The sequence below is a fragment of the Actinomadura sp. 1N219 genome, assembly GCF_044326405.1.
Classification (GTDB): Bacteria; Actinomycetota; Actinomycetes; order Streptosporangiales; family Streptosporangiaceae; genus Spirillospora.
This window is the reverse complement of record NZ_JBIRAY010000012.1, coordinates 230,400-255,670: the sequence shown is the minus strand read 5'-3', so window position 1 is coordinate 255,670 and position 25,271 is coordinate 230,400. Positions and strand designations below refer to the sequence as shown.

Annotated in this window: 24 protein-coding genes; 11 read left to right on the top strand and 13 right to left on the bottom strand. The window is 73.1% G+C overall.

Annotated elements, in window-relative coordinates:
• Nucleotides 1-26 precede the first annotated feature (26 nt).
• Nucleotides 27-1,460 carry an aldehyde dehydrogenase gene (locus ACH35V_RS31955; RefSeq protein WP_395978117.1) on the bottom strand — a complete coding sequence of 478 codons (1,434 nt, stop codon included), beginning with the start codon at nt 1,458-1,460 and terminating at the stop codon, nt 27-29.
• 154 nt (nt 1,461-1,614) lie between these two features.
• Between ACH35V_RS31955 and ACH35V_RS31950 the strand changes: the two genes are divergently transcribed.
• Entirely contained in the window at nt 1,615-2,211 is a 597-nt protein-coding gene (locus ACH35V_RS31950) for a disulfide bond formation protein DsbA (RefSeq protein WP_395978115.1), read from the top strand.
• 65 nt (nt 2,212-2,276) lie between these two features.
• Here the strand turns inward: ACH35V_RS31950 and ACH35V_RS31945 are convergent, their stop codons facing one another.
• Both ACH35V_RS31945 and ACH35V_RS31940 read right to left on the bottom strand, forming a co-directional pair.
• Nucleotides 2,277-2,705, bottom strand: coding sequence for a deaminase (locus tag ACH35V_RS31945; protein WP_395978113.1), 429 nt, complete (start codon nt 2,703-2,705; stop codon nt 2,277-2,279).
• On the bottom strand, nt 2,698-3,384 hold the full coding sequence (locus ACH35V_RS31940; RefSeq protein WP_395978111.1) for a RibD family protein: 687 nt from the start codon (nt 3,382-3,384) through the stop codon (nt 2,698-2,700). Before ACH35V_RS31940 ends, ACH35V_RS31945 begins: the two co-directional genes overlap by 8 nt.
• A 117-nt stretch (nt 3,385-3,501) precedes the next feature.
• Here ACH35V_RS31940 and ACH35V_RS31935 point away from each other — a divergent pair, with 117 nt between their 5' ends.
• Both ACH35V_RS31935 and ACH35V_RS31930 read left to right on the top strand, forming a co-directional pair.
• Nucleotides 3,502-4,650, top strand: coding sequence for an exonuclease SbcCD subunit D (locus ACH35V_RS31935; protein ID WP_395978109.1), 1,149 nt, complete (start codon nt 3,502-3,504; stop codon nt 4,648-4,650).
• Complete coding sequence (locus ACH35V_RS31930; protein ID WP_395978107.1) at nt 4,647-7,670, top strand: AAA family ATPase; 3,024 nt, start codon at nt 4,647-4,649, stop codon at nt 7,668-7,670. The genes ACH35V_RS31935 and ACH35V_RS31930 overlap by 4 nt, the downstream gene beginning before the upstream one ends.
• 25 nt (nt 7,671-7,695) lie before the next feature.
• Here the strand turns inward: ACH35V_RS31930 and ACH35V_RS31925 are convergent, their stop codons facing one another.
• Together ACH35V_RS31925 and ACH35V_RS31920 are read right to left on the bottom strand one after the other, a co-directional pair.
• Entirely contained in the window at nt 7,696-8,064 is a 369-nt protein-coding gene (locus tag ACH35V_RS31925) for a PH domain-containing protein (RefSeq protein ID WP_395978105.1), read from the bottom strand.
• Between the two features lie 65 nt (nt 8,065-8,129).
• On the bottom strand, nt 8,130-8,582 hold the full coding sequence (locus tag ACH35V_RS31920) for a MarR family winged helix-turn-helix transcriptional regulator (RefSeq protein WP_395978103.1): 453 nt from the start codon (nt 8,580-8,582) through the stop codon (nt 8,130-8,132).
• A gap of 102 nt (nt 8,583-8,684) precedes the next feature.
• On the opposite strand from ACH35V_RS31920, the gene ACH35V_RS31915 reads away from it, so the two are divergent.
• The gene (locus tag ACH35V_RS31915) at nt 8,685-9,689 is read left to right on the top strand and encodes an SMP-30/gluconolactonase/LRE family protein (protein WP_395978101.1); all 1,005 of its coding nucleotides are present in this window, start codon (nt 8,685-8,687) and stop codon (nt 9,687-9,689) included.
• A 77-nt stretch (nt 9,690-9,766) separates the two neighbouring features.
• Here ACH35V_RS31915 and ACH35V_RS31910 read toward each other — a convergent pair whose 3' ends face one another.
• The 5 genes from ACH35V_RS31910 to ACH35V_RS31890 all read right to left on the bottom strand — a co-directional run bounded on the left by ACH35V_RS31910 (nt 9,767) and on the right by ACH35V_RS31890 (nt 14,236).
• Complete coding sequence (locus tag ACH35V_RS31910) at nt 9,767-10,573, bottom strand: hypothetical protein (RefSeq protein ID WP_395978099.1); 807 nt, start codon at nt 10,571-10,573, stop codon at nt 9,767-9,769.
• Between the two features lie 117 nt (nt 10,574-10,690).
• Nucleotides 10,691-11,011 carry a GroES family chaperonin gene (locus ACH35V_RS31905; protein WP_395978097.1) on the bottom strand — a complete coding sequence of 107 codons (321 nt, stop codon included), beginning with the start codon at nt 11,009-11,011 and terminating at the stop codon, nt 10,691-10,693.
• A gap of 10 nt (nt 11,012-11,021) precedes the next feature.
• Nucleotides 11,022-11,930, bottom strand: coding sequence for an NAD-dependent epimerase/dehydratase family protein (locus ACH35V_RS31900; protein ID WP_395978095.1), 909 nt, complete (start codon nt 11,928-11,930; stop codon nt 11,022-11,024).
• A 42-nt stretch (nt 11,931-11,972) separates the two neighbouring features.
• The gene (locus ACH35V_RS31895) at nt 11,973-12,743 is read right to left on the bottom strand and encodes an SDR family NAD(P)-dependent oxidoreductase (RefSeq protein ID WP_395978093.1); all 771 of its coding nucleotides are present in this window, start codon (nt 12,741-12,743) and stop codon (nt 11,973-11,975) included.
• 35 nt (nt 12,744-12,778) lie between these two features.
• Nucleotides 12,779-14,236 carry a flavin-containing monooxygenase gene (locus ACH35V_RS31890; RefSeq protein WP_395978091.1) on the bottom strand — a complete coding sequence of 486 codons (1,458 nt, stop codon included), beginning with the start codon at nt 14,234-14,236 and terminating at the stop codon, nt 12,779-12,781.
• Between the two features lie 117 nt (nt 14,237-14,353).
• On the opposite strand from ACH35V_RS31890, the gene ACH35V_RS31885 reads away from it, so the two are divergent.
• From ACH35V_RS31885 to ACH35V_RS31875, 3 genes are read left to right on the top strand one after another with little or no spacing between them, the layout of a single operon-like run.
• On the top strand, nt 14,354-16,864 hold the full coding sequence (locus ACH35V_RS31885) for a DUF4132 domain-containing protein (RefSeq protein ID WP_395978089.1): 2,511 nt from the start codon (nt 14,354-14,356) through the stop codon (nt 16,862-16,864).
• Nucleotides 16,864-19,173, top strand: coding sequence for a DUF4132 domain-containing protein (locus ACH35V_RS31880; protein ID WP_395978087.1), 2,310 nt, complete (start codon nt 16,864-16,866; stop codon nt 19,171-19,173). Before ACH35V_RS31885 ends, ACH35V_RS31880 begins: the two co-directional genes overlap by 1 nt.
• Nucleotides 19,173-19,565: a hypothetical protein gene (locus ACH35V_RS31875; RefSeq protein ID WP_395978085.1), complete on the top strand. Its 393-nt coding sequence runs from the start codon at nt 19,173-19,175 to the stop codon at nt 19,563-19,565. Before ACH35V_RS31880 ends, ACH35V_RS31875 begins: the two co-directional genes overlap by 1 nt.
• Here the strand turns inward: ACH35V_RS31875 and ACH35V_RS31870 are convergent.
• Nucleotides 19,537-20,451 (bottom strand): LysR family transcriptional regulator, encoded by a 915-nt coding sequence (locus ACH35V_RS31870; RefSeq protein ID WP_395978290.1) that lies wholly within the window; start codon nt 20,449-20,451, stop codon nt 19,537-19,539. The genes ACH35V_RS31875 and ACH35V_RS31870 overlap by 29 nt on opposite strands.
• 161 nt (nt 20,452-20,612) lie before the next feature.
• Here ACH35V_RS31870 and ACH35V_RS31865 point away from each other — a divergent pair, with 161 nt between their 5' ends.
• Complete coding sequence (locus ACH35V_RS31865; RefSeq protein WP_395978083.1) at nt 20,613-21,779, top strand: alpha/beta hydrolase; 1,167 nt, start codon at nt 20,613-20,615, stop codon at nt 21,777-21,779.
• On the opposite strand, the gene ACH35V_RS31860 is transcribed toward ACH35V_RS31865, so the two are convergent.
• Together ACH35V_RS31860 and ACH35V_RS31855 are read right to left on the bottom strand one after the other, a co-directional pair.
• Nucleotides 21,776-22,441 carry a DNA-binding response regulator gene (locus ACH35V_RS31860; protein ID WP_395978081.1) on the bottom strand — a complete coding sequence of 222 codons (666 nt, stop codon included), beginning with the start codon at nt 22,439-22,441 and terminating at the stop codon, nt 21,776-21,778. The genes ACH35V_RS31865 and ACH35V_RS31860 overlap by 4 nt on opposite strands.
• A 6-nt stretch (nt 22,442-22,447) precedes the next feature.
• Nucleotides 22,448-23,086, bottom strand: a complete 639-nt coding sequence (locus ACH35V_RS31855; protein ID WP_395978079.1) for a TetR family transcriptional regulator — start codon at nt 23,084-23,086, stop codon at nt 22,448-22,450.
• A gap of 81 nt (nt 23,087-23,167) precedes the next feature.
• On the opposite strand from ACH35V_RS31855, the gene ACH35V_RS31850 reads away from it, so the two are divergent.
• From ACH35V_RS31850 to ACH35V_RS31840, 3 genes are all read left to right on the top strand, one after another.
• A complete protein-coding gene (locus tag ACH35V_RS31850; protein WP_395978077.1) occupies nt 23,168-23,506 on the top strand; it encodes a hypothetical protein in 339 nt (112 codons plus the stop codon).
• Between the two features lie 84 nt (nt 23,507-23,590).
• Nucleotides 23,591-24,463 (top strand): aldo/keto reductase, encoded by an 873-nt coding sequence (locus ACH35V_RS31845; protein ID WP_395978075.1) that lies wholly within the window; start codon nt 23,591-23,593, stop codon nt 24,461-24,463.
• A 67-nt stretch (nt 24,464-24,530) separates the two neighbouring features.
• Nucleotides 24,531-25,202: a PadR family transcriptional regulator gene (locus ACH35V_RS31840; protein ID WP_395978073.1), complete on the top strand. Its 672-nt coding sequence runs from the start codon at nt 24,531-24,533 to the stop codon at nt 25,200-25,202.
• Nucleotides 25,203-25,271: the final 69 nt, after the last annotated feature.

The window sequence follows — 25,271 nt, the reverse complement described above, 5'->3', positions numbered from 1 at the left end:
GGCTCGTGCCGGGCGGTGGGGGTTGGTCAGGAGGGTCTGGGGATCGACTTGTGTTCCAGGTAGGCGTGGAGGCCCTCGGGGCCTAGTTCGCGGCCGAGGCCGCTGCTCTTGTAGCCGCCGAACGGGGTGTTCGGGTCGAGGGTGTACATGTTGACGCCGCAGCTTCCGGTGCGGATGCGGCGGGCGACGTCGACGCCGTGGTCGGCGTCGGACGTCCAGACGGAGCCGCCGAGCCCGTAGTCGCTGTCGTTGGCGATCCTGACGGCGTCGTCCTCGTCGTCGTACGGGATGAGGACGAGCACCGGCCCGAAGATCTCCTCGCGGGCGACGCGCATGTCGTTGCCGACGTCGCCGAAGACGGTCGGCGCGACGTACCAGCCGCGTTCGTGCGGGCGGTTCAGGCCGCCGGTGATGAGCTTGGCGCCCTCGTCCTGCCCGACGCGGATGTAGTTCTCGACGCGTTCCTGCTGCCGCCGCGCGACGAGAGGGCCGATCTCGGTGCCGTAGTCGGCGGGGTCGCCGACCGCCAGTCCGCCGACCATGGTCGCGAGCGCGTCGGCGACCTCGTCGTAGCGGCGGCGGGACGCGAGGATGCGGGTCTGCGCGGCGCAGGCCTCCCCGTTGTTCATCAGCGACGCCATCTTGAAGCCCTCGACGGTGGACGCGAGGTCGGCGTCGTCCAGGATGATCGCGGCGGACTTGCCGCCGAGTTCCAGCGTGACGCGCTTGAGCTGCCGTCCGCAGACCTCGCCGATCTTGCGTCCGGCGGCGGTGGAGCCGGTGAAGGACACCTTGTCGACGTCGGGATGCGCGACCAGGTGCGCGCCGACCTCGCGCCCGGCCGGGACGATGTTGACGACGCCGGCCGGGATCCCGGCCTCCTCGATCCACTCGGCGAGGAGGTAGCTGTCGAGCGGCGTCTCCGGGGACGGCTTGGCCACCACGGTGCAGCCGGCGATGAGCGCGGGGGCGAGCTTGAGCATGAGCGTGAACTGCGGCACGTTCCACGGGACGATCGCGGCGACGACCCCGACGGGCTCCCGCGTCACGGTGACCGGGCCGAGCATGCCCGGCCGCTCGTCCTCCCACGTGTAGGCGGCGGCGAGGTCCACGTAGTACTGCAGGACCATCTGCGGGATGGCGGCCTGCCCGAACACCGAGAACAGGATCGGCGAGCCCATCTCGGCGGTGACCAGCTCGGCCATCCCGCCCTGCCGCTCTGCGTAGATCGCGGAGAGCCGCCCGACGATCTCGGCGCGCTCGGCCGGCGTCATCCGGGGCCAGGGGCCGTCGTCGAACGCGCGGCGCGCGGCGGCGACGGCGGCGTCCATGTCGGCCGCCGTGCCCTCGGGCACCCGCCCGATCACCTCCTCGGTGTGCGGGGAGATGACGTCGATCGTGCCGGTGCCGGACGGGGCGGCCCACTCGCCGCCGATGAACAGCCGATCGTGCTCGCGCATGCTGCCGTGCCTCCCTGCCCCCGGCGGACCCCGAATCCACCGGGCCGATCCAGGTAACCGAATGCTTGCTTGGTCACAGCATCGCATGCGGTCCCGGGGCGTTGGCAAGAGGAATGAGACTCGCGTCTCATGGCGCGGCGTGTATAACCGGGGCATGGCCGAGATCGCCGACATCTGGTTCGACGCGTCCTGCCCCTACACCTGGATCACGTCGCGATGGCTGCTGGAGGCGGCGAAGGTCAGGCCCATCGAGCCGCGCTGGCACGTGCTGAGCCTGGCGGCGCTGAACGAGGGCCGCGACGACGACCCGGAAGGCGATCCCGAGGGATACCTCTGGATTCCCGCCCGCGTCTGCGCCGCCGTCGCCGCGAAGGCCGGGCAGGAGGCGCTCGGACGCTTCTACACCGCGCTCGGCACCCGCTTCCACGAGCGGGGCGAGATGGAGGAGCGGACGTTCACCGACGCCCTCGCCGACGCCGGCCTGCCCGAAGGACTCGTCGCCGCGGCGGAGTCGGCGGACCACGACGACGCCATTCGGGCCTCGACCGCCGAGGGCATCGGCAAGGTCGGCCCGCACATCGGCACGCCGGTGATCGCGGTGGGGGAGACGGCGTTCTTCGGCCCGGTCATGTCGCGGATCCCGCGCGGGGAGGACGCCGGCCGCCTCTGGGACGGGACGCTCCTGGTCGCTGGCATCCCCAGCTTCCACGAGCTCAAGGGCCGCCCCCACGCCGAACCCGACTTCTCCTAGCCCCGGACTCCTCCCAGAGTCGTTTCGTCCGAGTGCAGGGCCGGGGGAGGGGGTGGCTGGACGTTCTAGAGGAGGTGGGCGTTCGGGGTGCGGGCGCGGGCGGCCAACTCCGGGAGTTCGACCACCTCGATGCCCGCCGCTGCGAGGAGTTCCGCGCCCGTTCCCTCGGCGAACAGGGCGGGTTCCCGCCACGCGAACACCACTCGCCGGGCGCCGGACGCGATGATCAGCTCCGCGCATGGGCGGGGGCGCGACGCCCGGCTGCCGCACGGCTCCAGCGAGCTGTAGACGGTCGCGCCGGGGACGCCGCCGCCGGTCTTGGCGAGTGCGGCCTCCTCGGCGTGGTCGTGCGGGTCGTCCTCCCGGGAGTGGCCGCGCGCGATCTCGCGTCCGTCCGCGCCGACGACGACCGCGCCGACCGAGAACGCGGTGCGGGACGGCGGGCACAGCGCCGCCAGGTCGCAGGCCAGGTCCAGCCAGCCGAGATCATCCACGCGCGGCCCCGGTGAGATAGCGCAGCAGCGCGAGGTCGCCGATGCGCGTGACCTCCTCCAGCCGCATCGGGCGGTCCGGCGACTGCGGGAACACCCCGGACTGGACGAAGCGCGGCGCGGACGGGTCGCCGATGAAGAACGGCGCGACGACGAGCTGCAGCTCGTCCACGGCGCCGGCCGTCAGGAACAGCGTGTGGACGCCCCCGCCGCCCTCGACCATCAGCCGCCGGACGCCCCGCCCCGCGAGGTCGCCGAGCATCGTCGCGAGCGTGAGCGGGTCGCCCGCGTCGACGACCTCGGCCAGGCCGTCCAGCCGTGCGGCGAGGTCGCCGGCCGTGCGGGACGGCGCGTACACCAGCTTCGGCGACTCGCCCGTGGTGAAGAACCGCGCGCCGGGGTCCAGGTCGCCGCTCCAGGTCAGCGTCACCTTGGTGAGGTCGGGCGGCAGTCCGCGCTCGGCCCGCTTCGCGCGCCGCCGCTCGGACCTGACCAGCAGGCGGGGGTCGTCGGCGCGGATCGTCCCGGCGCCGACCAGGATCGCGTCGCAGCCGGCGCGGACGGCGTCGACGCGGTCCCAGTCCGCGGCGCTGGACAGCCGGAGCCGCTCGGGGCTCGCGTCGTCGATGTACCCGTCGGCGGACATCGCGCAGCTAAGCAGCACATAGGGACGCTCGCTCACGTCGTCACCCTACGGCAGCGCCGAAACCACGCCGCCGGGCCATTCGAAGATTGTTTCGAGGCGGTCCGGCGTTTCTGCGCGGGAAGTGTCGGGTGGGATGCCTATGGTTGCTGCGACATGCGACTCCTGCACACCTCCGACTGGCACCTCGGCAGATCTTTTCACCGCGAGGACCTGCTGGCCGCGCAGGCGGCGTTCGTCGACCATCTGGTCGAGACCGTCACGGCGGAGCGGGTCGACTGCGTGCTCGTCTCCGGGGACGTCTACGACCGGGCGCTGCCCGCCGTGGACGCCGTCCGGCTGTGCGACGAGGCGCTGAAGCGGCTCGCCGCTCTCACCAAGGTCGTGCTCATCGCCGGGAACCACGACTCGGCGCGCCGCCTCGGGTTCGGGTCGGCGCTGATGGACGCCGCGGGCGTGCACCTCCGCACCGACTTCGCGACCGTGGGCGAGCCCGTCGTCATAGGGGACGCCGCGATCTACGGCATCCCCTATCTGGAGCCCGAACTCGTCCGCCACCCCTGGGACCTCGACGAACGCAGCCACGCCGCGGCGCTGACCGAGGCCATGCGCCGCGTCCGGGACGACGCCGCCCGCCGCGACCTGCGCTCGGTCGTGCTGGCGCACGCGTTCGTCACCGGAGGCGCGGCCAGCGAGAGCGAACGCGACATCTCGGTCGGCGGCTCCTCGCACGTTCCGGCGTCGGTGTTCGACGGCGTCGACTACGCGGCGCTCGGCCACCTGCACGGGTCCTGGCGCATCACCGACCGCGTCCGGTACTCCGGCTCGCCGCTCGCGTACTCGTTCTCGGAGGAGCGGCACGTCAAGGGGTCCTGGCTGATCGACCTGCGGAGCGACGGCGGCGTCGGCGGCGACGGCGGCATCGCGGCGGAGTTCGCGGAGGCGCCCGTCCCGCGCCGCCTCGCCCGGGTGCGGGGCCGCATCGACGACCTGCTCACCGACCCGTCCCACGACCGGCTCGAAGACCGCTGGCTCCAGGTGACGCTGACCGACGAGCGCCGTCCGTCCGCCGCGATGGAACGGCTGCGCCGCCGGTTCCCGCACACGCTCGTCCTCGGCTTCGAGCCCGAAGGCGGCGGGACGGACGCCGCCCGCACCTGGTCCGACCGCGTCCGCGAGCGGTCCGCCCCCGACGTCGCGGGCGACTTCGTGGCCGAGGTCACCGACGGCCCGGCGACCTCCGCCGAGCGCGCCCTCCTGGACGAGGCGTTCGAGTCCTGCCGCCGCAAGGAGGCGATGGCGTGAGGCTCCACCGGTTAGAGATCAGCGCGTTCGGGCCCTTCTCCGGCACCGAGGAGATCGACTTCGACGCGCTGTCCGGCGCCGGGCTGTTCCTCATCCAGGGCCGGACGGGCGCCGGCAAGACCAGCGTCCTCGACGCCGTGTGCTTCGCGCTGTACGGGCAGGTGCCGGGCGTCAGGAACGCGGTGAAGGGGCTGCGCAGCGACCACGCGGCGCCCGGCGCCGGGCCGCGCGTGGTGCTGGAGACGACGATCCGCGGCCGCCGCCTGCGCATCTCGCGTTCGCCCGCCTGGGAGCGGCCGAAGCTGCGCGGCTCCGGGACGACGACCGAGCACGCGAAGGTCGTCCTGGAGGACTTCGAGCACGGCGCGTGGGTCGGGCTCACGACGCGGCTGGACGAGGCGGGCGACCTGGTGTCGCGGATGCTCGGGATGACCGCCGTCCAGTTCTGCCAGGTCGCGCTGCTGCCGCAGGGCGAGTTCGCGGGTTTCCTGCGCGCGGGCGCGGACGAGCGCCGCAAGGTGCTGGAGCGGCTCTTCGCGGCGGAGGTGTTCACGCAGGTCGAGAAGTGGCTGGCCGACCGCCGCGCCGCCACCGGACGCGAGGCCGCCGAACTGGCGGCGGCGGCGTCCTCGATCGCCGACCGCATCGCCGAGACGACGGGCGCCGAGCCGCCGCGCGGAGAACGGCAGGTCGTCCCCGCGCCGCGCCGTCCGGAACCGGCGGGGGAGCCGTTCGCCGAGGTGGAGGCGCTGCCCGCGTGGGCCGCCGAGCTGGCCGGCGGGCACGAGGACGTCCGCGCGAGCGCCGAGAGGCTGCGCCGGGAGGCCGCGGCGACGCTGCGGACCGCCCGCACCGCCCTGGACGACGCGAAGGCGCTCGCCGAACGGCGGCGCCGCCACGCCGAGGCCGTCGCCCGCCGGGACGCGCTGCGCGAGCGCGCCGGGGACAAGTCCCGGATGGCGTCGCGGCTCGACGCCGCCGCCCGCGCCGACCGGGTCGTCCCGCTGGTGAAGGCGGTCGAGATCCGGCACCACGAGGCGAGGCGGGCGCGCCGCTGGGCCGACGAGACCCGCGCCGGGGTCGGCGCGCTCCTGCCGCCGAACGCGTCCGAGGACGTCCTGGCCAAGGCCGAACGCGCCCGCCGGGACGAGATCGCCGCGCTGGAGGGCAGGCGCGCCACCGCCGCAAGGCTCCGGCAGATCGGCTCCGAGCGCGCCGTCCTGGCCCGTGACCTGGCCCGGCTGGAACCGGAGGAGGCGGAGACCGCCGCGACCCTCGCCGAGCTGCCCGGCGTCGTGGAGGCCCGCCGCGCCCAGCTGGACGACGCCCGTATCGCAGCCGCCGGACGTTCCGGAGCCGAGGCCGCCGTCACCGCCGCCCGCCACCGCTTCGACGCCGCGCGGCGCCGCGACCAGGTCGAACACCGGCTCGCCGAAGCGGAGGCGGCGCACCGCGACGCGGTCGACGCCGCGCAGGACGCCAGGCAGCTCGTCCTCGACCTGCGCCAGGCGCGGCTGGACGGCATGGCCGCCGTCCTCGCCGAAGACCTCGCGGACGGCGAGGCGTGCCGGGTCTGCGGCTCCACGGAGCACCCGGCGCCCGCCACGTCGCTCGCGCAGATCCCGACCGGGGAGCAGATCGACCGGGCGCAGGGCGAGTCCGACCGGGCGCTGGACGTCCGGGAGCAGACCGGCAAGGCCGTCGAGGCGCTCCGCACCGAACGCGACCACCTCCTCGACACCGCCGGTGAGGCGGTCGCCGAGACCCTCGCCGAAGAGGTCGCGGACGCCGAGCAGGCGCTCCAGGCGGCGGTGGCGTGCGCGGCCGAGGCTGAACGGCTGGAGCTGGCCCTCCACCAGCATGAACAGGAGCTCGACCGCGTCCGCGACAGGCGGGACGAGATCGTCCGGGCGCTCACCGAGAACCGCACCCGGGAAAAGGAGCTGACGGACGAGCAGGCCCGGCTGTCGGCCGAACTGGACGAGGCGCTCGGCGGCGACCCCACGCTCGAAACCCGCATCGCCCGGCTCGGCGGCGAGGCAGAAGCGCTCGCCGAGGCCGTCGAGGCCCTGCGCGCGTCCGTCCGCGCCGCTGAGGAGCTGGCCGCCGCCCGCGCCAATGCCAGGGCGACCGCCGAGGCGGAGGGGTTCCGCACGCCCGACGAGGTCGTCGAGGCCGCGCTGACCGACGAGGACCAGGGCGTCCTGCGCGACCGGATCCGCAGCCTGGACGACGAGGAGGCCGCCGTCCGCGACCTGCTCGCCGACCCCGCGCTCACGGCGGCCGCCGCCGAACCCGCCCCCGACCTGCCCGCGCTCGAAGCGGCGCTCCACGCCGCCGACGCCGTGCACGCCGGGGTCGCGTCCGCCGCCGACCGCGCCCGGTACCGCTGCGAGCGCCTCGCCGAACTGCGCGAACGGCTGGACGCGTCCGTCCGCGCGTGGCGTCCCGCCGCCGAACGGCACGAGGTCGCCGAACGCCTCGCGGGCCTGACGTCGGGGAAGCACCCGGCGAACCGGCACGCCATGTCGCTGTCGGCCTACGTGCTGGCGGCCCGCCTCGAACAGGTCGTCGATGCCGCGAACGAGCGGCTGTCGCGCATGTCCGGGGGCCGGTACGCCCTCGTCCACACCACGGAGAAGGCGGCGGGCGACCGCACGAAGGGCGCAGGCGGCCTCGGCCTGCGCGTCACCGACGCCTGGACGGGCCTCGACCGCGACCCCGTGACGCTGTCGGGCGGCGAGTCGTTCATCACCTCGCTGTCCCTGGCCCTCGGCCTCGCCGACGTGGTCACCGCCGAGGCGGGCGGCGCCGAGATCGGCACGCTGTTCGTCGACGAGGGCTTCGGCACCCTCGACGAGGAGACCTTGGACGAGGTCATGGACGTCCTGGACGCCCTGCGCGACGGCGGCCGGGCGGTCGGCGTCGTCAGCCACGTCGCCGAGCTCCGCGCCCGCATCCCCGCCCAGCTCCGCGTCACCAAGAACCGCACCGGCTCCACCGCCGAGATCACCGTCTGACCCTCCGGCCCCGTGCCGGGTGAGGTCAGGGGGAGATGTGCTGGAGGATCACGTTGTGGACGTGGTGGCTCTTGTCGCTGCCGCGGAACTCGACCTCGTAGGTGTGCGTGCCGACGTTGATCGCGATCGTGCCGGTGGAGAAGTACGACCCGGCCCACGACTTGTTGCTGACCACGCTCACCGAGGTGATCTTGGAGTAGGGGACGCTGGTGATGGCGTACTTCTTGCCGGCGAAGCTCTTGTCCTGGACGATCACCCGGCGGTCGGTGAGGCCGATGAAGCCGGTGCCCGCGCCCACCGCGTCGTAGACGGCGATGATCTGCTCGCCGGGCAGCAGGCCGCTCTCGATCTGCTTGAGCTGGCCCGACCTGTCGTGCTGGACCTCGTCGCCCATGCGTCCTCCCGAGTCGTCGCGTTCATTCCGGTTCGTGCGTTCGTTCCGGTTCGTAGAGGAGTGTCTCAGTCGGCGCCGGTGGTCCGGGCGCCTTCGAGGAAGTCGACGCAGCGGCCCAGCAGCTCGACCAGCGCCGCGCGCTCCTCGTCGGTGAACTCGGCGGCGAGGCCCCGCTCGACCCGCACCGCCCGGACGTCGGCGTCCGCCAGCACCGCCTCGCCGTCGGCGGTGAGCCGGGTCTCCAGGATGTTGCGGTGCCACTCGTGCGGGGTGCGCTCGATCAGCCCGCGCTCCTGAAGGTTCTTCAGGACGGTGTTCATCGTCGGCGGCGTGACCGCGCAGGCCCGGGCGAGCGCGGCGGCGGACATGCCGGGGTTCTCGTCGAGGAGGAGCAGCGCGGCGTACTGCGGCACCGTGAGCCCGCTCGGTCTGAGCGCCGCCTGCTTGGCCCCGTTGAGCGCCTGCTCGGCGCGCTTGAGGGAGGAGCCGATCCGCTCCGACGTGGGCATCGAGGTCATTTCCGCATGGTACCCAGCCCTCGAAGGAAAGACTGTTGACGGATATTAGAGCTCTAATTAATGTATGTACGCATCTGAATGAGTCGCCTCGAATGGAGAGTCATGGTCCGTCTTCACCGCTTCACCTCTGTCGCCGCGCTCGGCGCGGCCGTGATGCTCGCACCCGTGTCCGCGGTTCCGGGGGCGGACGCGGCCGTCCATGCGGCGGCGTCCCAGGCACGGATATCCGCCGCCTACGTGCTGCCGGGCGATCGCGTGTACCCGGAGGGCATCGCCGTTGATCCCCGCACCGGTGCCCTGTACGCGGGGTCGTATCAGGACGGCACCGTCTACCGGATGACTCCGGGCCGGCGGGTGGCCGAGGTGTTCCTTCCGGCGGGCGCCGACGGGCGCCGCACCGCCAACGGCCTGAAGGTCGACCGGGCCGGACGGCTGTGGGTGACCGACTCCACGGCCGGGGTCTCGGTGTACGACACGCGAAGCCGCCGCCTGCTGGCCCGGTTCGACGTCCGCGGGAACGAGGCCCGGTTCGTCAACGACCTGGCAATCGCCCCGGACGGCGGCGCCTACATCACCGACAGCGTCCGGTCCGTCGTCTACCGCGTCACGTCCCAGGAGCTGGCGGCGGCTCGCGGCGGACGTGCCGCGCTCGTGCCGCGCTTCGACCTTGGCGGCGTCCTCGAACCGCACGGGCCCGGCGCGTTCACGCTGAACGGCATCGTCGCCGACCCCGCCGGACGCTTCCTGCTGACCGCCGACATGCACGGCGGCGACCTGTACCGGCTGGACGTCGCGTCCGGCGCCGTCCGCAAGGCCGTCCTGGACGGAGGCGACCTGCGCAACGCCGACGGCCTCGAACTCCAGCACGGACGGCTGTGGACCGTCCACAACATCGACAACGCCATCACCCGCTGGCGTGTCGCGCGCGACGGCACGGGGGCCCGCCGCGAGCGCATGCTGTCGGACGCCTCGCTCCAGTTCCCGACGACGCTCGTCCGCACCCGGGGAACCCTGTACGTCGTGCGCTCGCAGTTCGACAAGGGCGGCCCGGTCGGCGACGGGACGCCTGAGATCCCGTTCACCGTCGCCGCCGTCCGCGGCATCTGACCGTCCTCAAGGCCGGGCGGCGCCCGCGGTCCCACCGTGCGGTGGAACGCGGACGCCGCCCGGCCCTGCGCCCGTGCTCACGAACGGCGGCCGAGCTCGTAGCCGAGCTGGAAGTGGGTGAGCACCCCGTAGTCGGCCTTCATGCGCGCGATCCGCTTGGCCAAGGTCCGGTCGCTGACCCCGAGACGCTTGGCGATCACCGTGCCCGTCTCCCCGGCGATGAGCATCCGGACGATCCGGCCCTCCGCCGGAGTGGCGGTGCCGGCGGCGAACGGGTCGGACCGCCGCCACACCCGGTCGAAGAGGTCGGCCAGGTAGCGCACCACGGCCGGCGCGGTCACCGCGACCGCCGTCCCGCCGTCGGGCGAGCCGGGCAGGAAGCAGATCCGCCGGTCCACGATGATCAGCCGGTCGAAGACCTCGTCGTGCGTGCGGACCTCCGCGCCCGCCGCCGTGATCTCGTCGGCGTAGGCGACCGTCGCCGCGTCGTGGCGGGCGGAGTGCCGGTACAGCGTCCGGATCGACGCGCCGCGCCGCAGGGCGTGCCGGTCGCGCTCCAGCGCCGCGCGAAGCGTCCCGCCGTCGCGCGGCACGCCCGGCCGGGCGGTGAGCAGCTCCTTGCGGCACCGGCCGGCGGCCTCCGCGATCCGCCGGTCGATCCGGTCGGTCCCCTCCAGCGGCTCGAACCCGGCGGAGCCCGCCGCCGCCCGCGTGCCCTCGGCGCGGGCGAGCGACGTCAGCTGCGACTCCATCTCCCGCAGGGCCAGCGCCGCCTGCTCGGCGTGCGACCGGAGGTACCGCAGCGTCTGGTCGAACGGCCCCGCGACGGGCGGCGATCCGTCCGAGGTCTCCTTCGTCCGGGCCGCGCCAGTGGTCTCTCGCATCACGATATTGCCCCCTGTGTGTGGACGTTCCTGACCTGGAATTCGTCCGTCGGCAGGGGGAGGGACCTGTCCGCTACCGGCCTCGCCCCGGCGTCGGCGATCTCGGCGCGGTGGTCGTCAAAGGTAGAGGCCCGTGCCGTGTTCGGGGCGCTCGCTGGCGATCGCGTGCAGGTCGCGCTCGCGCATCACGAGGTAGTTCTCGCCCTGGATCTCGACCTCGAACTGGTCGCCCGGGTGGAACAGGACGCGGTCGCCGGGCTTGACGACGCGGACGTGGTGGCCGACCCCGCAGACCTCGCCCCAGACCAGGCGGTTCCCCTGCTCCACGGTCGCGGGAATGACGATCCCGCCGGTGCTGCGGCGCTCCCCGCTGTCCTTCTCGACCTTGATCATGACCCGGTCGTGGAGCATCTGGACTTCGAACTTCGGATCGGACACGCTGGGGAGTTTAGTCGCCGGTTTGAGTGAGAGCGTTCCATGAGGTCGTGATGATCTCCGGTAGCGCGGAGCGTTCCGGGCGCCAGCCGAGGCCGGCCCGGACGGCCGTGGCGTCGCAGATCAGCACGGGCGCCTCGGTTCGCGGCGGGCGACGCAGCGTGGGCACGGGACGTCCCGTCACCTCCTCGACGGCGGCGACGACCTCGTGGACGGCCGTCCCGATTCCGCTGCCGACGTTGTAGATCCGCTCCTCGCCCGGCCGGACGGCCTCCACCGCCCGGACGTACGCGGCGGCGAGATCGTCCACATGCAGGTACTCGCGGACGGCGTGCCCGTCGCCGTTGATCTCCAGGTGCGGAGCGTGCCCGGCCGCGACGGCGAGGGCCTTCGGGATCAGCCGGGTCTCGTCCGGGTCCTTCCGGCCGTCCACCGAACCGGCGACGTTGAACGTCCGCAGGACGGCGGCGCCGATCGCGCCCGTCCGGGCGTGGAACCGGACGGCCTGCTCGGCGGCCAGCTTCGACGCCCCGTACGGGCTGGACGGCGCGGTGCTCTCGCTCTCCGGGATCGGCTGCCGCTCCGGCGTCCCGTACACGGCGGCCGTCGAGCCGAACACCACCCGCTCCGCGGGCACGGACTCCAGCAGGTTCACGGTGCCCTGCACGTTGGCGGTGAAGTACCGCAGCGGGGCGTCGAACGACTCGCGGACGCGGGTCAGCGCGGCGAGATGGCACACCCCGTCGTACGGGCCGTCCGGCAGGCTCTCCGGTTCGAGGAGGTCGCCGTGGACGGGACGGACTCCGTCCGGCACGTCCGCGCTCCGGCGGACGAGGCCGTCGACGTCATGCCCGGCCGCGACCAGCCGCCGCCCGACCGCGTACCCGATGTAGCCCGCCGCCCCCGTCACCAGCACCCGCATGAGCCGTGTCTACCCCAGGCGACGGCGCCGGGGAACCCTCGATCACGTCTTGTAGGTGCGCCCGGTGCTGGACGACAGCCGCGCGACGACCGCGCGCGGCAGGAAGCGGGTCGCGCCGATGAGCGCCTTGTACTGCGGGCTCGGGATGCTGACCTGGACGCCCCGCCGCAGGTCGCGGAGCCCGGCGGCGACGACGTCGTCCTTGTCCAGCCACATGAACTCCGGCAGGTCCGACATGTCCATCTGGGCGCGGTCGTGGAACTCGGTGCGCACGTAGCCGGGGCAGAGCGCCATCACGCGGACGCCGCCGTCCGAGCGCCGCCTGATGTCCTCGGCCACGGCCTGGCTGAAGTTCACCACCCACGCCTTGGACGCCCCGTACGTGCCGCGCGTCGCGAACGCCGCCGCGGACGCCACGTTGACGATGCCGCCCCGGCCGCGGTCCAGCATGCCCGGCAGCACGGCGTGGGTGAGCCGCAGGACGGCCTCGCAGTGCACCTTCAGCATGGTCAGCTCGGCCGACACCGGGACGTCAAGGAACACGCCGTTGTGGCCGAACCCGGCGTTGTTGATCAGCAGGTCGACGTCGCCGCGGACGCGTTCCTCCGCCGCCGCCAGGCCGTCCTCCGCGGACAGGTCGGCGGGCAGCGCCTCGGCGCGGACGGCGTACTCCTCGCGGAGCCCGGCGGCTGATCGCTCCAGCCGCTCGGCGTCGCGGGCCAGCAGGACCAGGTCGAATCCGTCGGAGGCGAGGCGGCGGGCGAAGGCGGCGCCGATGCCCGCGGTCGCGCCGGTGATGAAGGCGGTCGGCATGACACCGAGCCTAGGCGGCCCCGCCGCCGGCGGGGCTACCGGGCTGCGGCGCGTCTGGCGTGGAAGTGCCGCGGGTCGGGGCGGCGGGTCGCGCGGCGGTACGCGAACGTGAACCCGGGCCAGTTGTTGACGACCTTCCCGTCCCCCGTCATGTACCAGCTCTGGCAGCCCGCCTCCCACACCGTCGAGCGGAGTCGCTGCCGCATCTCGCGGGTGAACGCGTCCTGCACGTCCGGGCGGACGTCGATCCAGGCGAGCCCGGCGCCGCGCAGCGCCTCGACGCAGCCGAGGACGTACCTGAACTGCGACTCCAGCATGTAGATGATCGAATTGTGGCCCAGGTTGGTGTACGGGCCGTACAGCAGGAACAGGTTCGGGAAGCCGCTGACGGTGATGCCGAGATGGGCCTGCGCGCCGTCCCGCCACGCCTCGTTCAGCTCCCGCCCGCCCCGTCCGACGATCTTCATGGGGGAGAGGAACCCGGTGGCGTGGAACCCGGTCGCGTACACGATGACGTCGACGTCGTAGTCGCGCTCCGCTGTCCTGACGCCGGACGGCGTGACGCCCGTGATCGGGTCGGTGACGAGGTCCACGTTCGGCCTGGCCAGCGCCGGATAGTAGTCGCTGGAGACCAGGATCCGCTTGCAGCCCATCGGGTAGCCGGGGATGAGCGCGTCCCGCAGCACCGGGTCGTCGACGCCGTCCGTCAGGGCGCTCTTGAACCGCTTCTCCAGCAACGCCATCAGCTTCGGGTACTTCACGAACCCCAGCGCCCGCGCCTCGTACGCCGCGTAGACGCGGGCGCGGCTCAGCCCGTACACCCCGGGCACATGCTTCAGGACGGCCTTCTCCCAGCCCCGGTACGGCCGGTCCGGCTTGTCGATCACGTACGGCGCGGACCGCTGGAACAGCCGCAGCTCCGCCGCCTCCGCCGCGATCTCCGGGACGATCTGGACCGCGCTCGCACCCGTCCCGACCACCGCGACCCGGCGTCCCCGCAGGTCGGCGCCGTGGTCCCAGCGGGCGGAGTGGAAACTCGTCCCGGCGAACGACTCGCGTCCCTCGATCGGCGGCAGGACGGGCCGGTTGAGCTGCCCGCACGCCGACACCAGCACCCGCGCCTCCAGCCCGCCGGACGTCGTGGAGATCCGCCAGAGCGCCGCGTCCTCGTCGAACCGCGCCTCGGTGACCTCCGTCCCGAACCGGATGTTCTCCAGGACGCCGCGCTCGCGGGCGCAGTGCCGCAGGTAGTCAAGGATCTCCGGCTGCGGCGGGAAGCGCCGCGACCAGTCCGTCTTCCGCTCGAACGAGAACGAGTACAGGTGGGACGGGACGTCGCACGCCGCGCCCGGATAGGTGTTGTCCCGCCACGTCCCGCCGAGCCCGGCCGCCTTCTCCAGGATCACCACGTCGCGGATCCCGGCCTCCCGGAGCCGGATCGCCATCCCGATCCCGCCGAACCCGCTCCCGATGATCACCACGCTGTGCGCCATGGCCGTCCCGAATCTCGTTCCGCCGCGGTCCCTCCCCGAGCGTAGGTGACCATGAAGACACCGAACAGGCCGCCGGATTCGCGGTTTTTGTCGGCGACCCCTGCCACGATTTCCGCCATGCTCTACGACACCCTCGCCGCGGAGGCGCGCCAGGGCGACGGCCTCGACCCCGTCCGGCTCGCCGCGCTCGACCGCGCCCGCCCGCTCGTCGACCTCTTCGACCGCCGACAGGCCGAGATCCAGGGCGACGGCACGCTGTGGAAGGGCGAGCGGGAGTTCGAGGAGCACGTGGCCCGCCTGACGGCGCTCGAGGACGAGGTCCATGAACGCCTCGACGCGTCCGCGGAGGAGGAAGGCCGCGCGGCCCTCCTCTGCCTGCTTCCGGTCGTGGAGTCCGACTCCGCTTTCGCCTGGCATTTCACCGATGCGCTGAAGGCGCTGGCCACGAGGTCGCACGGCTGGACGCCCGGCGAGGTCGCGGTGATGCTGGTGCGCGCCTCGGCGTTCCGGGACCGGTACCGGTCCGCGCCCGCACTGGAGATCGCGCTGATCGCCGCCGAGCGGCTGGGGCCCGATCAGCGGCGCGAACTCGCGCCATGGCTGCGCGGCGCCGACCGCGAGTTCGCGGGCGCGGACGTCCCGATCGAGGAACGCAAGCGGGTCACGAGACGCCTTTCGGCGTTGCTCGTCGACATGGAGGAGGCACATGTGCCGTCTGGACTGATACCCGAGCGCGGCGCGTGGGCGGAGCCGCTGAGGTCGCGCGTGAGCACGGAGCCGGGGGCGACGGCGGAGTTCGCGCGGTTCATCCGGCACCTGGGGCGGCTGTCGTCGCCGCGTCCCTCGCAGAAGTGGAGCCGCGAGTGCGTCGCGCTCGCGGACGCCGCGTCCATGCGCGGCACGGTGGCCGAATGCCTCCGCGCGCTGGTCGAATGCGAGCCCCAATGCAGCAAGGACGACGGCGCGCACGCCGACTGGCTCGACGGGCACGAGTACCACTACCACTACCTCGTCCATCAGAATCATGGGGATTTCGCGCGCGGTGTCGTGTGGGCGGCGGCCCTCACCGGCGGGCCGGAGACGGTGCTGCTCCTCGACGGGCTGGCGCTGCGCGCCGGGACGCGCAACGGCGACCTCTACGAGGACGTCAAGCTCGCGGGCGCGGCGATCAACGCGCTCGGCGCCGCCGCCGACCCCGGCGCGCTGGAGTCGCTGTGGCGGCTCCAGGCGAAGATCAAGGACCGGGCGCTGCGGAAGCAGCTCGACGCCGCGCTCCGCACGGCCGCCGGACGGCAGGGCATCACGCCCGCGCAGCTCGTCGAGCGCAGCGTCCCGTCCCACGGCCTGGGGCCGGACGGCTCGCTGGAGCGCACGCTCGGCGAGCACACGGTGCGGCTGGCGGTCGAGGACGCGGCGACCGTCCGGCTGACGTTCACCGGCGCGAACGGGAAGGCGGCCAAGACGGCCCCGGCCGCCGTCAAGGACGGCTTCGCCGGCGAGCTGAAGGAGCTGAAGGCCCTGGCCAAGGAGGTGCGCGGCACGCTGTCGACCGAGCGGGCGCGCATCGAGGCCCTGATGTCGGACGACCGCGTCTGGCCCTACGGCGAATGGCGTGAGCACTACCGCGACCATCCGATCACCGGCGTGATCGTCCGGGGCCTCGTCTGGGAGTTCCAGCGCGAGGACGGCACCTGGCACGCCGCCATGACCCCGCCCGGCGAGCCTCCCGCGCACGTGCGGCTCTGGCATCCGATCAGGGCGACGGTCGACGGCGTCCGCGCCTGGCGGGAACGGATCGTCGACGAGCGGGTCCGGCAGCCGTTCAAGCAGGCGTTCCGCGAGATCTACCTGCTCACCCCGGCCGAGGAGGAGACGGGGACGTACTCCAACCGGTTCGCCGCGCACATCGTCCGCTACCGGCGGCTGTACGCGCTGTTCAAGGACCGCGGCTGGCAGGCCAACTTCCTCGGCCGCTACGACGGCGGCTACAACGGCGAGGCGCGCCGCGAGTTCGGCGGCGGCGAGTGGCGCGCGTGCTTCTACCACGAGCCGGTGGACGACGACACCGACTGGGCGCCGGAGTACGCGTCCACCGACCAGGTCAGGTTCGAGCGCAGGCAGGGCCGGGGCTGGGCGGACGTTCCGCTCGCCGGCGTCCCGCCGCTCGTGTTCAGCGAGGCGATGCGGGACGTCGACCTGTTCGTCGGCGTGACCTCGATCGCCGCCGACGCCGACTGGGCCGACCGCGGCGAGGACCGGTTCGCCGCGTACTGGCGCGCGGCGACGTTCGGGGAGCTGACCGCGAGCGCCGAGGTCCGCCGCGCCGCGCTGGAGCGCATCCTGCCCCGCACGAAGATCGCCGGCCGCTGCTCGCTCGACGGCCGCTACCTGGCCGTCAGGGGCGAGCTGCGCACGTACAAGATCCACCTTGGGTCGTCCAACATCCTGATGGAGCCGGACGACTCCTACCTCTGCGTCGTCCAAGCCAGAGGCGGGACCAAGGGCACGCCGTACCTCCCGTTCGAGGACGAGCGCCTCTCCCTCATCCTGAGCAAGGCGTTCCTGCTCGCCGCCGACCACAAGATCACGGACGAGACGATCCTGCACCAGATCAGGAGGGGAGCCTGATGGACCTCGCCGCGCGGCTCCTGCGCGCCCTCACCGACCCCTCTCCGGAGGACGCGGAGTTCCGCCCGTCGCCCCGCGACCTCGCCCGGCTCTCCGACGAGGACCTCGGCACCCTCGCGCCCGCCGCCTACACCGCCCCCGGCGCCGTGCACCACCTCAGGTTCTATGTCGAGGACGAGGCCAAGGAGCGGCAGCCGCGCTACACACCCGACGCCTGCCGCCGCATGTTCGACGCGCTCGTCACCGGGCTGGACAGGCGCAAGTGGGCCGACCTGACGCTCGGCGCGAGCTCACTTGCCCGCTGCTCAGGCCCGTGGCCCGACGTCTCCGTCCAGGCCCGCACCCTGGTCACGTTCCTCCTGGACCACGACCGCGACGAACAGGCGTTCGCGCTGCTCGCCGTCGCCGGTCTCGTGGGCGACGAGCTCGTGGCCACCGTCGCGGAACGGCTCCGTCCCGACCACCCCGGCCCGATAAGGCTGGACGAGATCGACATCGTCACCCGTCTCACCACGGCGGAGCGGATGCTGTTCACCGAGCTGACCTACAGCCGGTCGCGCACCCCGCTCCCGGACGTCTGGGAGCGCCTCTCCGGCGTGAGCCTCTACGCCGGGTTCGCCCGCCGCGCCCTGGAGACGGCCGCCGCCAGGGCCCGCGCGATCCAGACCGGCGAGATCCCCTACCGCGCGGACGGCGCCTTCACCAGCGGCGAGGTCGGGGCGCTCGGCCGCGCCGCCCGCCTCGCGCTGCACCGGGACGAACCCTGGCTGCCCGCGCTCTTCGACGGCCTCCTCCCCGACATCGCGATCGCGCCGTCGCAGGCGAAGACGCTGCCGTCGCAGGCGCTGCTGTACGAGATCGCCCGCGCCGCGCAGGACTTCCCGACCCCCGAGCTGGTCACCGCGCTCCGGACGGTCCGCCGGACGGTGCGGCACGTCGGCGTGCCGAAGCAGCTCGACAAGATGCTCAAGAAGATCGACGCGGCCCTCGCCGAGCGGACCGACGTCGCGCTCCGCCTTCCCGACCTCGGCTTCGGCCCGGACGGCACGCTCCGCCGCCCGCTCGGCGACCACACGGCCGTCGTCACCGTCGCCGACAAGGCCGAGCTGACGTTCGAGAAGGACTGCCGGGCGCTGAAGAGCGTCCCGGCGGCCGTCCGCCGCGACCACAAGGACGAGGTCAAAGAGCTGCGCGACCTCGTCAAACGCGTCGGCGCCCAGATCGCCACGCTCGCCCGCGCGCTGGAGGGCGGCTACACCGTCGACGCGGCGCACCCGTTCGGCCGGTGGCGGGACACGCTCGTGAACCACCCCGTCGCAGGCCCGGCCGTGCGCCGCCTGATCTGGGAGATCGAGGTCGCGCCCGGTGAGTGGCGGTCCGTCCTCCCCGCAACGGACGAGCTTCCGGACGCCGCCGACGACGCGCCCGTCCGCCTCTGGCACCCGCTCAGATCCGACCCCGACACGGTCCGCGCCTGGCGCGATCTGCTCGTCGACCGCCGCATCCGGCAGCCGTTCAAGCAGGCGTTCCGCGAGATCTACCTCCTCACCCCGGCCGAGGAGGAGACCCGCGACCACTCCACCCGCTTCGCCGCGCATCTCGTCCACTACCGGCGGATGTTCGCGCTGTTCCGCGCCCGCGGCTGGACGAGCCGCCTCCTCGGCCCGTGGGACAACGGCGACGCCGACGAGGCGACCCGGACGCTCGCCGCGGGCGAATGGCAGATCCGGTTCTTCCACGTCCTGGCCGACTGGGAGGGGGAGGAGCTGATCGCCGGGACCGGCCGCGTCCGGTTCGCCCGCCGCGTCGGCGGCGCCTGGCGGGACGCGCCGCTCGCCGACGTCCCGCCGCTGGTGTTCAGCGAGGCGATGCGGGACGTGGACCTGTTCGTCGGCGTCACCTCGATCGCCACGGACGAGATGTGGGAGGACGGCGAGGCGCACGCCTACTGGGTCCGCGAATGGTACGCCGACCCCGCCGAGTCGACGCAGACCCGCAGGGACGCGCTCGAACGCGTCCTGCCCCGGACGAAGATCGCCGACCGCTGCTCGCTCGACGGCCGCTACCTGACGGTCAGGGGCCGGCTCCGCACCTACAAGATCCATCTGCGCTCGGCCAACGTCGTCATGGAGCCGGACGACGCGTTCCTCTGCATCGTCCCCGAGCGCCGCAGGGCCGCCCCCGGCCGGGTGTTCCTGCCGTTCGAGGAGGAGCTGCTGTCGCTGATCCTCAGCAAGGCGTTCCTGCTCGCCGCCGACGACGAGATCACCGACGAGTCCATCCTCCTGCAGATCAAGCGAGGTGCCTGATGCCCGCCGTGACGTTCCGGGACGAGACCGCGACCGGCAAACCCGTCGCGGAGCTCCACCTGGCCGACCTGCCCGCGAAGATGACCGTCCGGGAGCTGATCAGGCTCCGGGTCCGCGAGGAGGTCGCGCGGCACAACGCCCGCCCCTCCGACCGGTTCCACGGCCTCGTCCGCCCGGACGGCGCGGAGGCGGAGCTGAACGGCTACCGGCTCCGCGAACCCCGCCGCATCGACTGGGAGCGCCAGGCCGACATCGCCGAACGCGCCTTCCACGCCAACGGCTTCTTCGTCCTGGCAGGCGACCGCCAGGTGGAGGACCTCGACGAAGAGGTGGACCTCACCACCGACCCCGACCTGGTCTTCGTCAAACTCGTCCCCCTCGCGGGCGGCTAGCCGAGCGACCGGCCGGACGGTGGGCCTCGTCGACCGCTTCGGCGAATGCGCGAATGAGCGGCGTCTCGTTCGACGTGCGCCACGCGAAGGCCCACTGGCAGGGAGGCGCGTCCCGGATGGGGACGAAGGCCAGGCTCGGCCACGGGTAGAAGTCGATCGCCTCGGCGGTGACCCCGGCGGTGGCCTGTCCCGAGGACACGACGCTGAGCGTCTCCTGCCACGTGGTGACCCTCGGCCCGCGGCGGACGGGACGCCCGGACGGTGTGCGCCGCGGGTTGAACACCTCCTCCATGTAAGAGGGGATCGACTGGCCCTCGACCACGGCGCAGTCGCCGAGATCCTCAAGGCAGATGGAGTCCCGTCCGGCGAAGGGGTGGCCGGCGGAGACCATCAGCCGCACCTCGGAGGTATGCGGCGTCGCCTTGACGGTCAGTCCCGGGTCGCGGATCGGCAGCCACAGGTGCGCCACGTCCACCTCGCCCGACTCCAGCAGGTCCAGAGGGGAGGCCGGCTGGATCTCGCGATGCTGGAGGCGGGCGTTCGGATGGTGCTCCAGGAACAGGTCGAGGACGCTCTTGATCTGCATGGAGTTCGGGCCGAGCGTGCCGAGGGTCAGCGTCCCCGAGGCGCCCCCGGCGGTCGCCTGGGCGGCCGCGATCCCTTGCGTGATCTGCCGGTGGCCGTCCTTGAGCGTCCGGTACAGCTGCTCGCCGAGCGGGGAGAGCCGGACGACCCGCGTGGTGCGCTCGAACAGCGCCCCGCCGATGCGCCGCTCCTGCTTCTTGATCGACTGGCTGACGCGGGCCGGGCTGACGTTCAGCCGTTCGGCCGCACGGCTGAAGTGCAGTTCCTCGGCCACCGTCAGAAAGATCTCGATCTCCCGCATCTCCACGGGCGGCCCTCCGATTGTTTAGCTCAGGGTTAAAAGAGATTACCGGATCCGTCGTTGATGAGGCGTGGGCGGGCCGGGGAGGCTGGACGCGCAGAAGAACGTCCCGGTCGGGGGCGTGTCCGAAGGCAGCGGAGGCTGCCGTCCTTGGAGGTTCCGTGCCCCTCGGCTACCTGTTCACCGTGGCGGTCATCGCGCTCGGCACGCTGTTCGCGCTGGCGCCGGTGCGGCGTCCACGCCCGCTCGCCGTCCTGAGCTACTACCTCGGCCTGGCCGTGAACGAGCTGCCCTTCGTGGCCGTCTACGGGCTGGGGGCCTCGACGGCGCTGGCGTTCGCGCAGGACGACATCGACTCGGCGGGCGGCTGGGCGGCCGTCGCCCTGGCCGCCGTGACCCTGCTCGGGCTCGCCGTCGTCGCCCACCGCGCGCTGGGCGAGCGGGACAGGATCGAGCGCGCCATGACCGAAGGGCTGGGCGCCGGATGGCGCGCCGCCATCGACGCCGACCTCGCCGAAGGGCTGAGGCGCCGTCCCCCGCTGGCCCGCATCCTGCTCCTGCCCGTCTTCCGGCGCCGCCTGGACGTCCGCCGCGTCGCCGACCGCGCCTACGGCGACGCGGGCCGCCGCAACATGCTCGACCTCTACCACCACCGCGCGCGGCCCGCGGGCGCGCCCGTCATGATCCACCTGCACGGGGGCGGCTACTCCGGGGGACACAAGAACAGCCAGTCGCTTCCGCTGCTCTACCGGCTCGCCAGTCGCGGGTGGGTGTGCGTCAGCGCCAACTACCGGCTGCGGCCCGACTTCCAGCATCCGGACCACCTGATCGACCTCAAGAAGATCATCGCCTGGGTGCGCGAGCACGCCGGCGAGTACGGCGCCGATCCGGCGACGCTGTTCGTCGCGGGCAGCTCGGCGGGCGGGCACATGGCGGCGCTGACGGCGCTCACCCAGGGCGACCCCGCCTTCCAGCCGGGCTTCGAGGACGCCGACACCTCGGTCACCGCCGTCATCTGCCTGAACACCTACTACGGCCCCTATTACGGCCAGGGTCCCGAGTCCTCGCCGGAGTCACACATCGCGGCGGACGCGCCGCCCTTCTTCCTCGCGCACGGCGACAAGGACACGCTGGTGCCGGTGGCCGAGGCGCGGCACTTCGCCGACAGGCTGCGCCGGGCCTCGGCCGTGCCCGTCGTCTACGCCGAGCTGAAGGGCGGCCACCACGCCTTCGACCTGTTCCATTCGCTCCGCTTCGAGGCCGTCGTCGACGCGATCGAGGCGTTCGCCGCCCGGGTGAGATCACGCGAGCGGACGCCCCAGCCCTAGCTGATCAGGCCGAACTCGTGGGCGCGGAGGCCCGCTTGGAAGCGGGAGTCGGCGTCCAGCAGGACGAGGATCTCCGCTACGCGGCGGCGGTAGGTGCGCAGCGACATGTCGAGGCGGCGGGCGGCGGCCTCGTCCTTCAGGCCGCCGGCGAGGAGGCGCAGGATGCGGACGCTCTCGTCCGACAGCGCGGGTGGACGGTCGCGGCGGTAGTCGTCCAGGTCGGTCGCCTTGTCCCAGGTCGCCTCGAACAGCGAGACGACGCCCCGGACGACGCTCGGCGACCGCACGATCGTGTACTCGCGGACGCCGCCGTCCGGCGGGCCCGCGAGTATCGCGACCCGCCGGTCCACGATGATCGTCTCGTGGGGGAGGGCCGTCGTGCAGATCCGGACGCGGGCGCCCGCCCTGTTGATCTCCACGAGGTGCCGCTCGGACTCCTCGTCCGCGAGCGCCGCCGGGTTGTGCAGCTTGTAGGTGACGGGCGGCGGCTTGACCTTGTACCGGTCGGCGACCATCCGCTCCCGGTATCCGGGCATCGCCCAGGTCTTCAGATCGGTCGCGGCGCAGGCGAACTCCGAGCACCCGAGGAACAGCCGCCCCGCGCGCTCGGCCAGTTCGGCCTCGCCGCGCAGCACGACGTTCCGGTCCAGATCAACGCTCATCGTCCTTCAGTCTGCCACCCGCCTGGCCGTCCCGTCCGGGCCGCGGGCGTCGTCCTTGTGACCGGGCTTCGTGGGGCCGGGCCCGGGGTCGCCGTGGATGATCGAGTGGAACGGCTCGCGCAGCAGCGCGACGATCTTCTCCGGCGGCGCGTCCCGCAGCCCGTCGAGGCCCACCAGATACCGCGCGATGACGGTGCCCAGCGTCAGCGCGCCGATCAACCCCGTCCGGAGGTCCGCGTCCTCGTCGGGTATCGCCTCGGCGGCGTGGCGCTGTTCGGCGAGCATCGCCTCCCGCACCGCCGCGGCGGTGTCGGGGTGGGTGAACATCGACCGGAGCGCCGCCAGCGCGCCGGTCGGCTCCGCCGCGAGCTTCGCGCCCAGCGCCGCCAGCAGCAGCTCGGCGACCTGGTCGGGGGTTCCGCCGGGGGGTTCGTGCCGGTCGACCACGGCGACCTGGGCGAACAGCTTCTCCTTCGACCCGAAGTACCTCATGACCAGGCCGGGATCGGTCCTCGCCTCGGTCGCGATCGCACGGATCGTCGTCCGGTCATAGCCGTGCTCGGCGAACAGCCGCCGCGCCGCCGCCAGGATCCGCTCCTGGGTCCGGCGGCGCTGCTCGGCCCTGGAGACGGCTTCGGAACCCACCGCGTCAGTCTACACATGTTGACTCAAATGAGACCCGGTGTTAGATTCGGTCAACGCTCGTAGACTGAACTGGAGGCCATCATGGTTCAGACCATGGCGCTCTGCCTTTTCGCCGGCCTCATGGGCACCAATGCGCTGCCGCACCTGATCAAGGGCCTCTCCGGCGAGGAGTTCCCGACCGTGCTGGGGAACTCGCCCGTGCGCAACGCGCTCGCCGGCGTGACCGGGATCCTGCTGGCCGCCCTCGCCGCGCTCTGGGCCGATCTGCCGGGCCACCCGTGGGCCGCCGCCGTCTCCGCCGTCATCGGCGCCTATGCCATGGCCGCCTTCCACGGCCTTCGCGGCGCCTTCTGGCTGAACACCGTCACGGGCCGCTCCAACCCGGCCCCGCCGGCGAGCCGAAGCGCGCAGGGCGGCTAGGACGGCCGAGCCGGTCCGCCACCCGGCTGGCAGCTTGCTGCCAGGCGTTCGTCCGGGCCGTCGGCGCGCAGCACAGTGGGACGCATGACGACACAGATCACCACCGGCGGGCATTTCGATCTCGGCGGCGACCTGCGGGTCGCGCGGATGGGGTTCGGCGCGATGCGGCTGCCGCAGAGCCGCCTCGACGGCCCCGCGAACGACCGCGACACCGGGCTGAAGATCCTGCGCAAGGCCGTCGAGCTGGGCGTGGATCATATTGACACCGCCGCGTTCTACTACGCCCAGGGCGGGCCCGCCGCCAACGAGATGATCCGCGCGGCGCTCGCTCCGTATCCGGACGGGCTCGTGATCGCGACCAAGGTCGGGCCGTACCGGGGGCCGGACGACCGGCACCCGACCGGGACGATCCCCGCGTCCGGGCTGCGCGCCGAAGTGGAGCGGAACCTGCGCGAGCTGGGACGCGACCACCTCGACCTCGTCTACCTGCGTCCCGGCGGGCTGGAGAGCCCCATGGACGAGCCGATCGGAGAGCGTTTCGCGGTCCTGGCCGCGCTCCGGGACGAGGGCGTCATCCGGCACCTCGGGCTCAGCCACGTCAGCGCGGCGCAGCTCGCCGAGGCGCAGGAGATCGCGCCCGTCGCGGCGATCCAGAACCGGTTCGACGTCACGCAGCCGCAGGACGTCGGCCTCCTCGCCGTCTGCGAGCGCGAGAACATCGCCTACGCGCCGTACTTCCCTCTCGGCGGGTTCGGGATCCCCGACGACGAGCGCGTCAGCGTGATCGCCACGCGGCACGGCGCCACCGTCCCGCAGGTGCTGCTGGCGGGCCTGCTCGCGCTCTCGCCGGTGATGCTGGCGATCCCCGGCACCGGCTCCCCGGCCCATCTGGTGGAGAACCTGGCCGCGGCGGGCGTCGTCCTCGCGCCGGACGACCTCGCCGCGCTGCGCGGCTAGCGCTTTCGTCGCCGATTGCCGTCCTGACCGCCTACTCTGAAACGGACTTACGGTCAGGGGGAGCGGGATGTCGGCGACGCGGCTGCTGGTGCTCGGCGGCGTGCGGCGGTTCGGGCGGGCGCACGGGTACGAGGTCCGCCGCGAGCTGATCTCGTGGGGCTCGGACGAATGGGCCCACGTGAACCCCGGCTCGGTCTACCACGCGCTCAGGCAGCTCGCGAAGGAGGGCATGCTCCGCGCGCACGAGGTGGAGGAGAGCGACGCCGGGCCGCCGCACACCGACTACGAGATCACCGACGCGGGCCGCGCCGAGTTCCTCCGGCTGCTGCGCTGCGCCCTCGCGAACGTCGACGTCCGGCATCCGGAGATGCTGACCGCCGGGCTCGGGTTCCTCACCGAGCTGCCGCGCGCCGAGGCCGTCCGGCTGCTGCGCGAGCGGCTGGACGGCCTGGCCGGCCGGCGGTCGTCCGTGGCCCCGCGCCTCGACGCGCAGGACCCGGACGACCACCTGCGCGAGCTCCTCGGCTGGTGGGTGCACTCCGCCGACTCCGCCGCCGACTGGACGCGGCGGCTGATCGGCCGGCTGGAGTCCGGCGCCTACGTCATGGCCGACGATCGCGGCTCCCCGGCGTCCGGGTCGTCGCCCGCAGGGTCGTCGCCGACGGGATCGGCGCCCGGGTCGTCCGGCGCGCCCGTCAGCCTCCAGCCGCCGCGGCGGCGCAGCACGAGCACGAAGTAGACGGCCGACACCGCGATCACCGAGACGGTCACGATCAGGCTCGGCCGCCCGATCTCCGGGTCCTTGGCG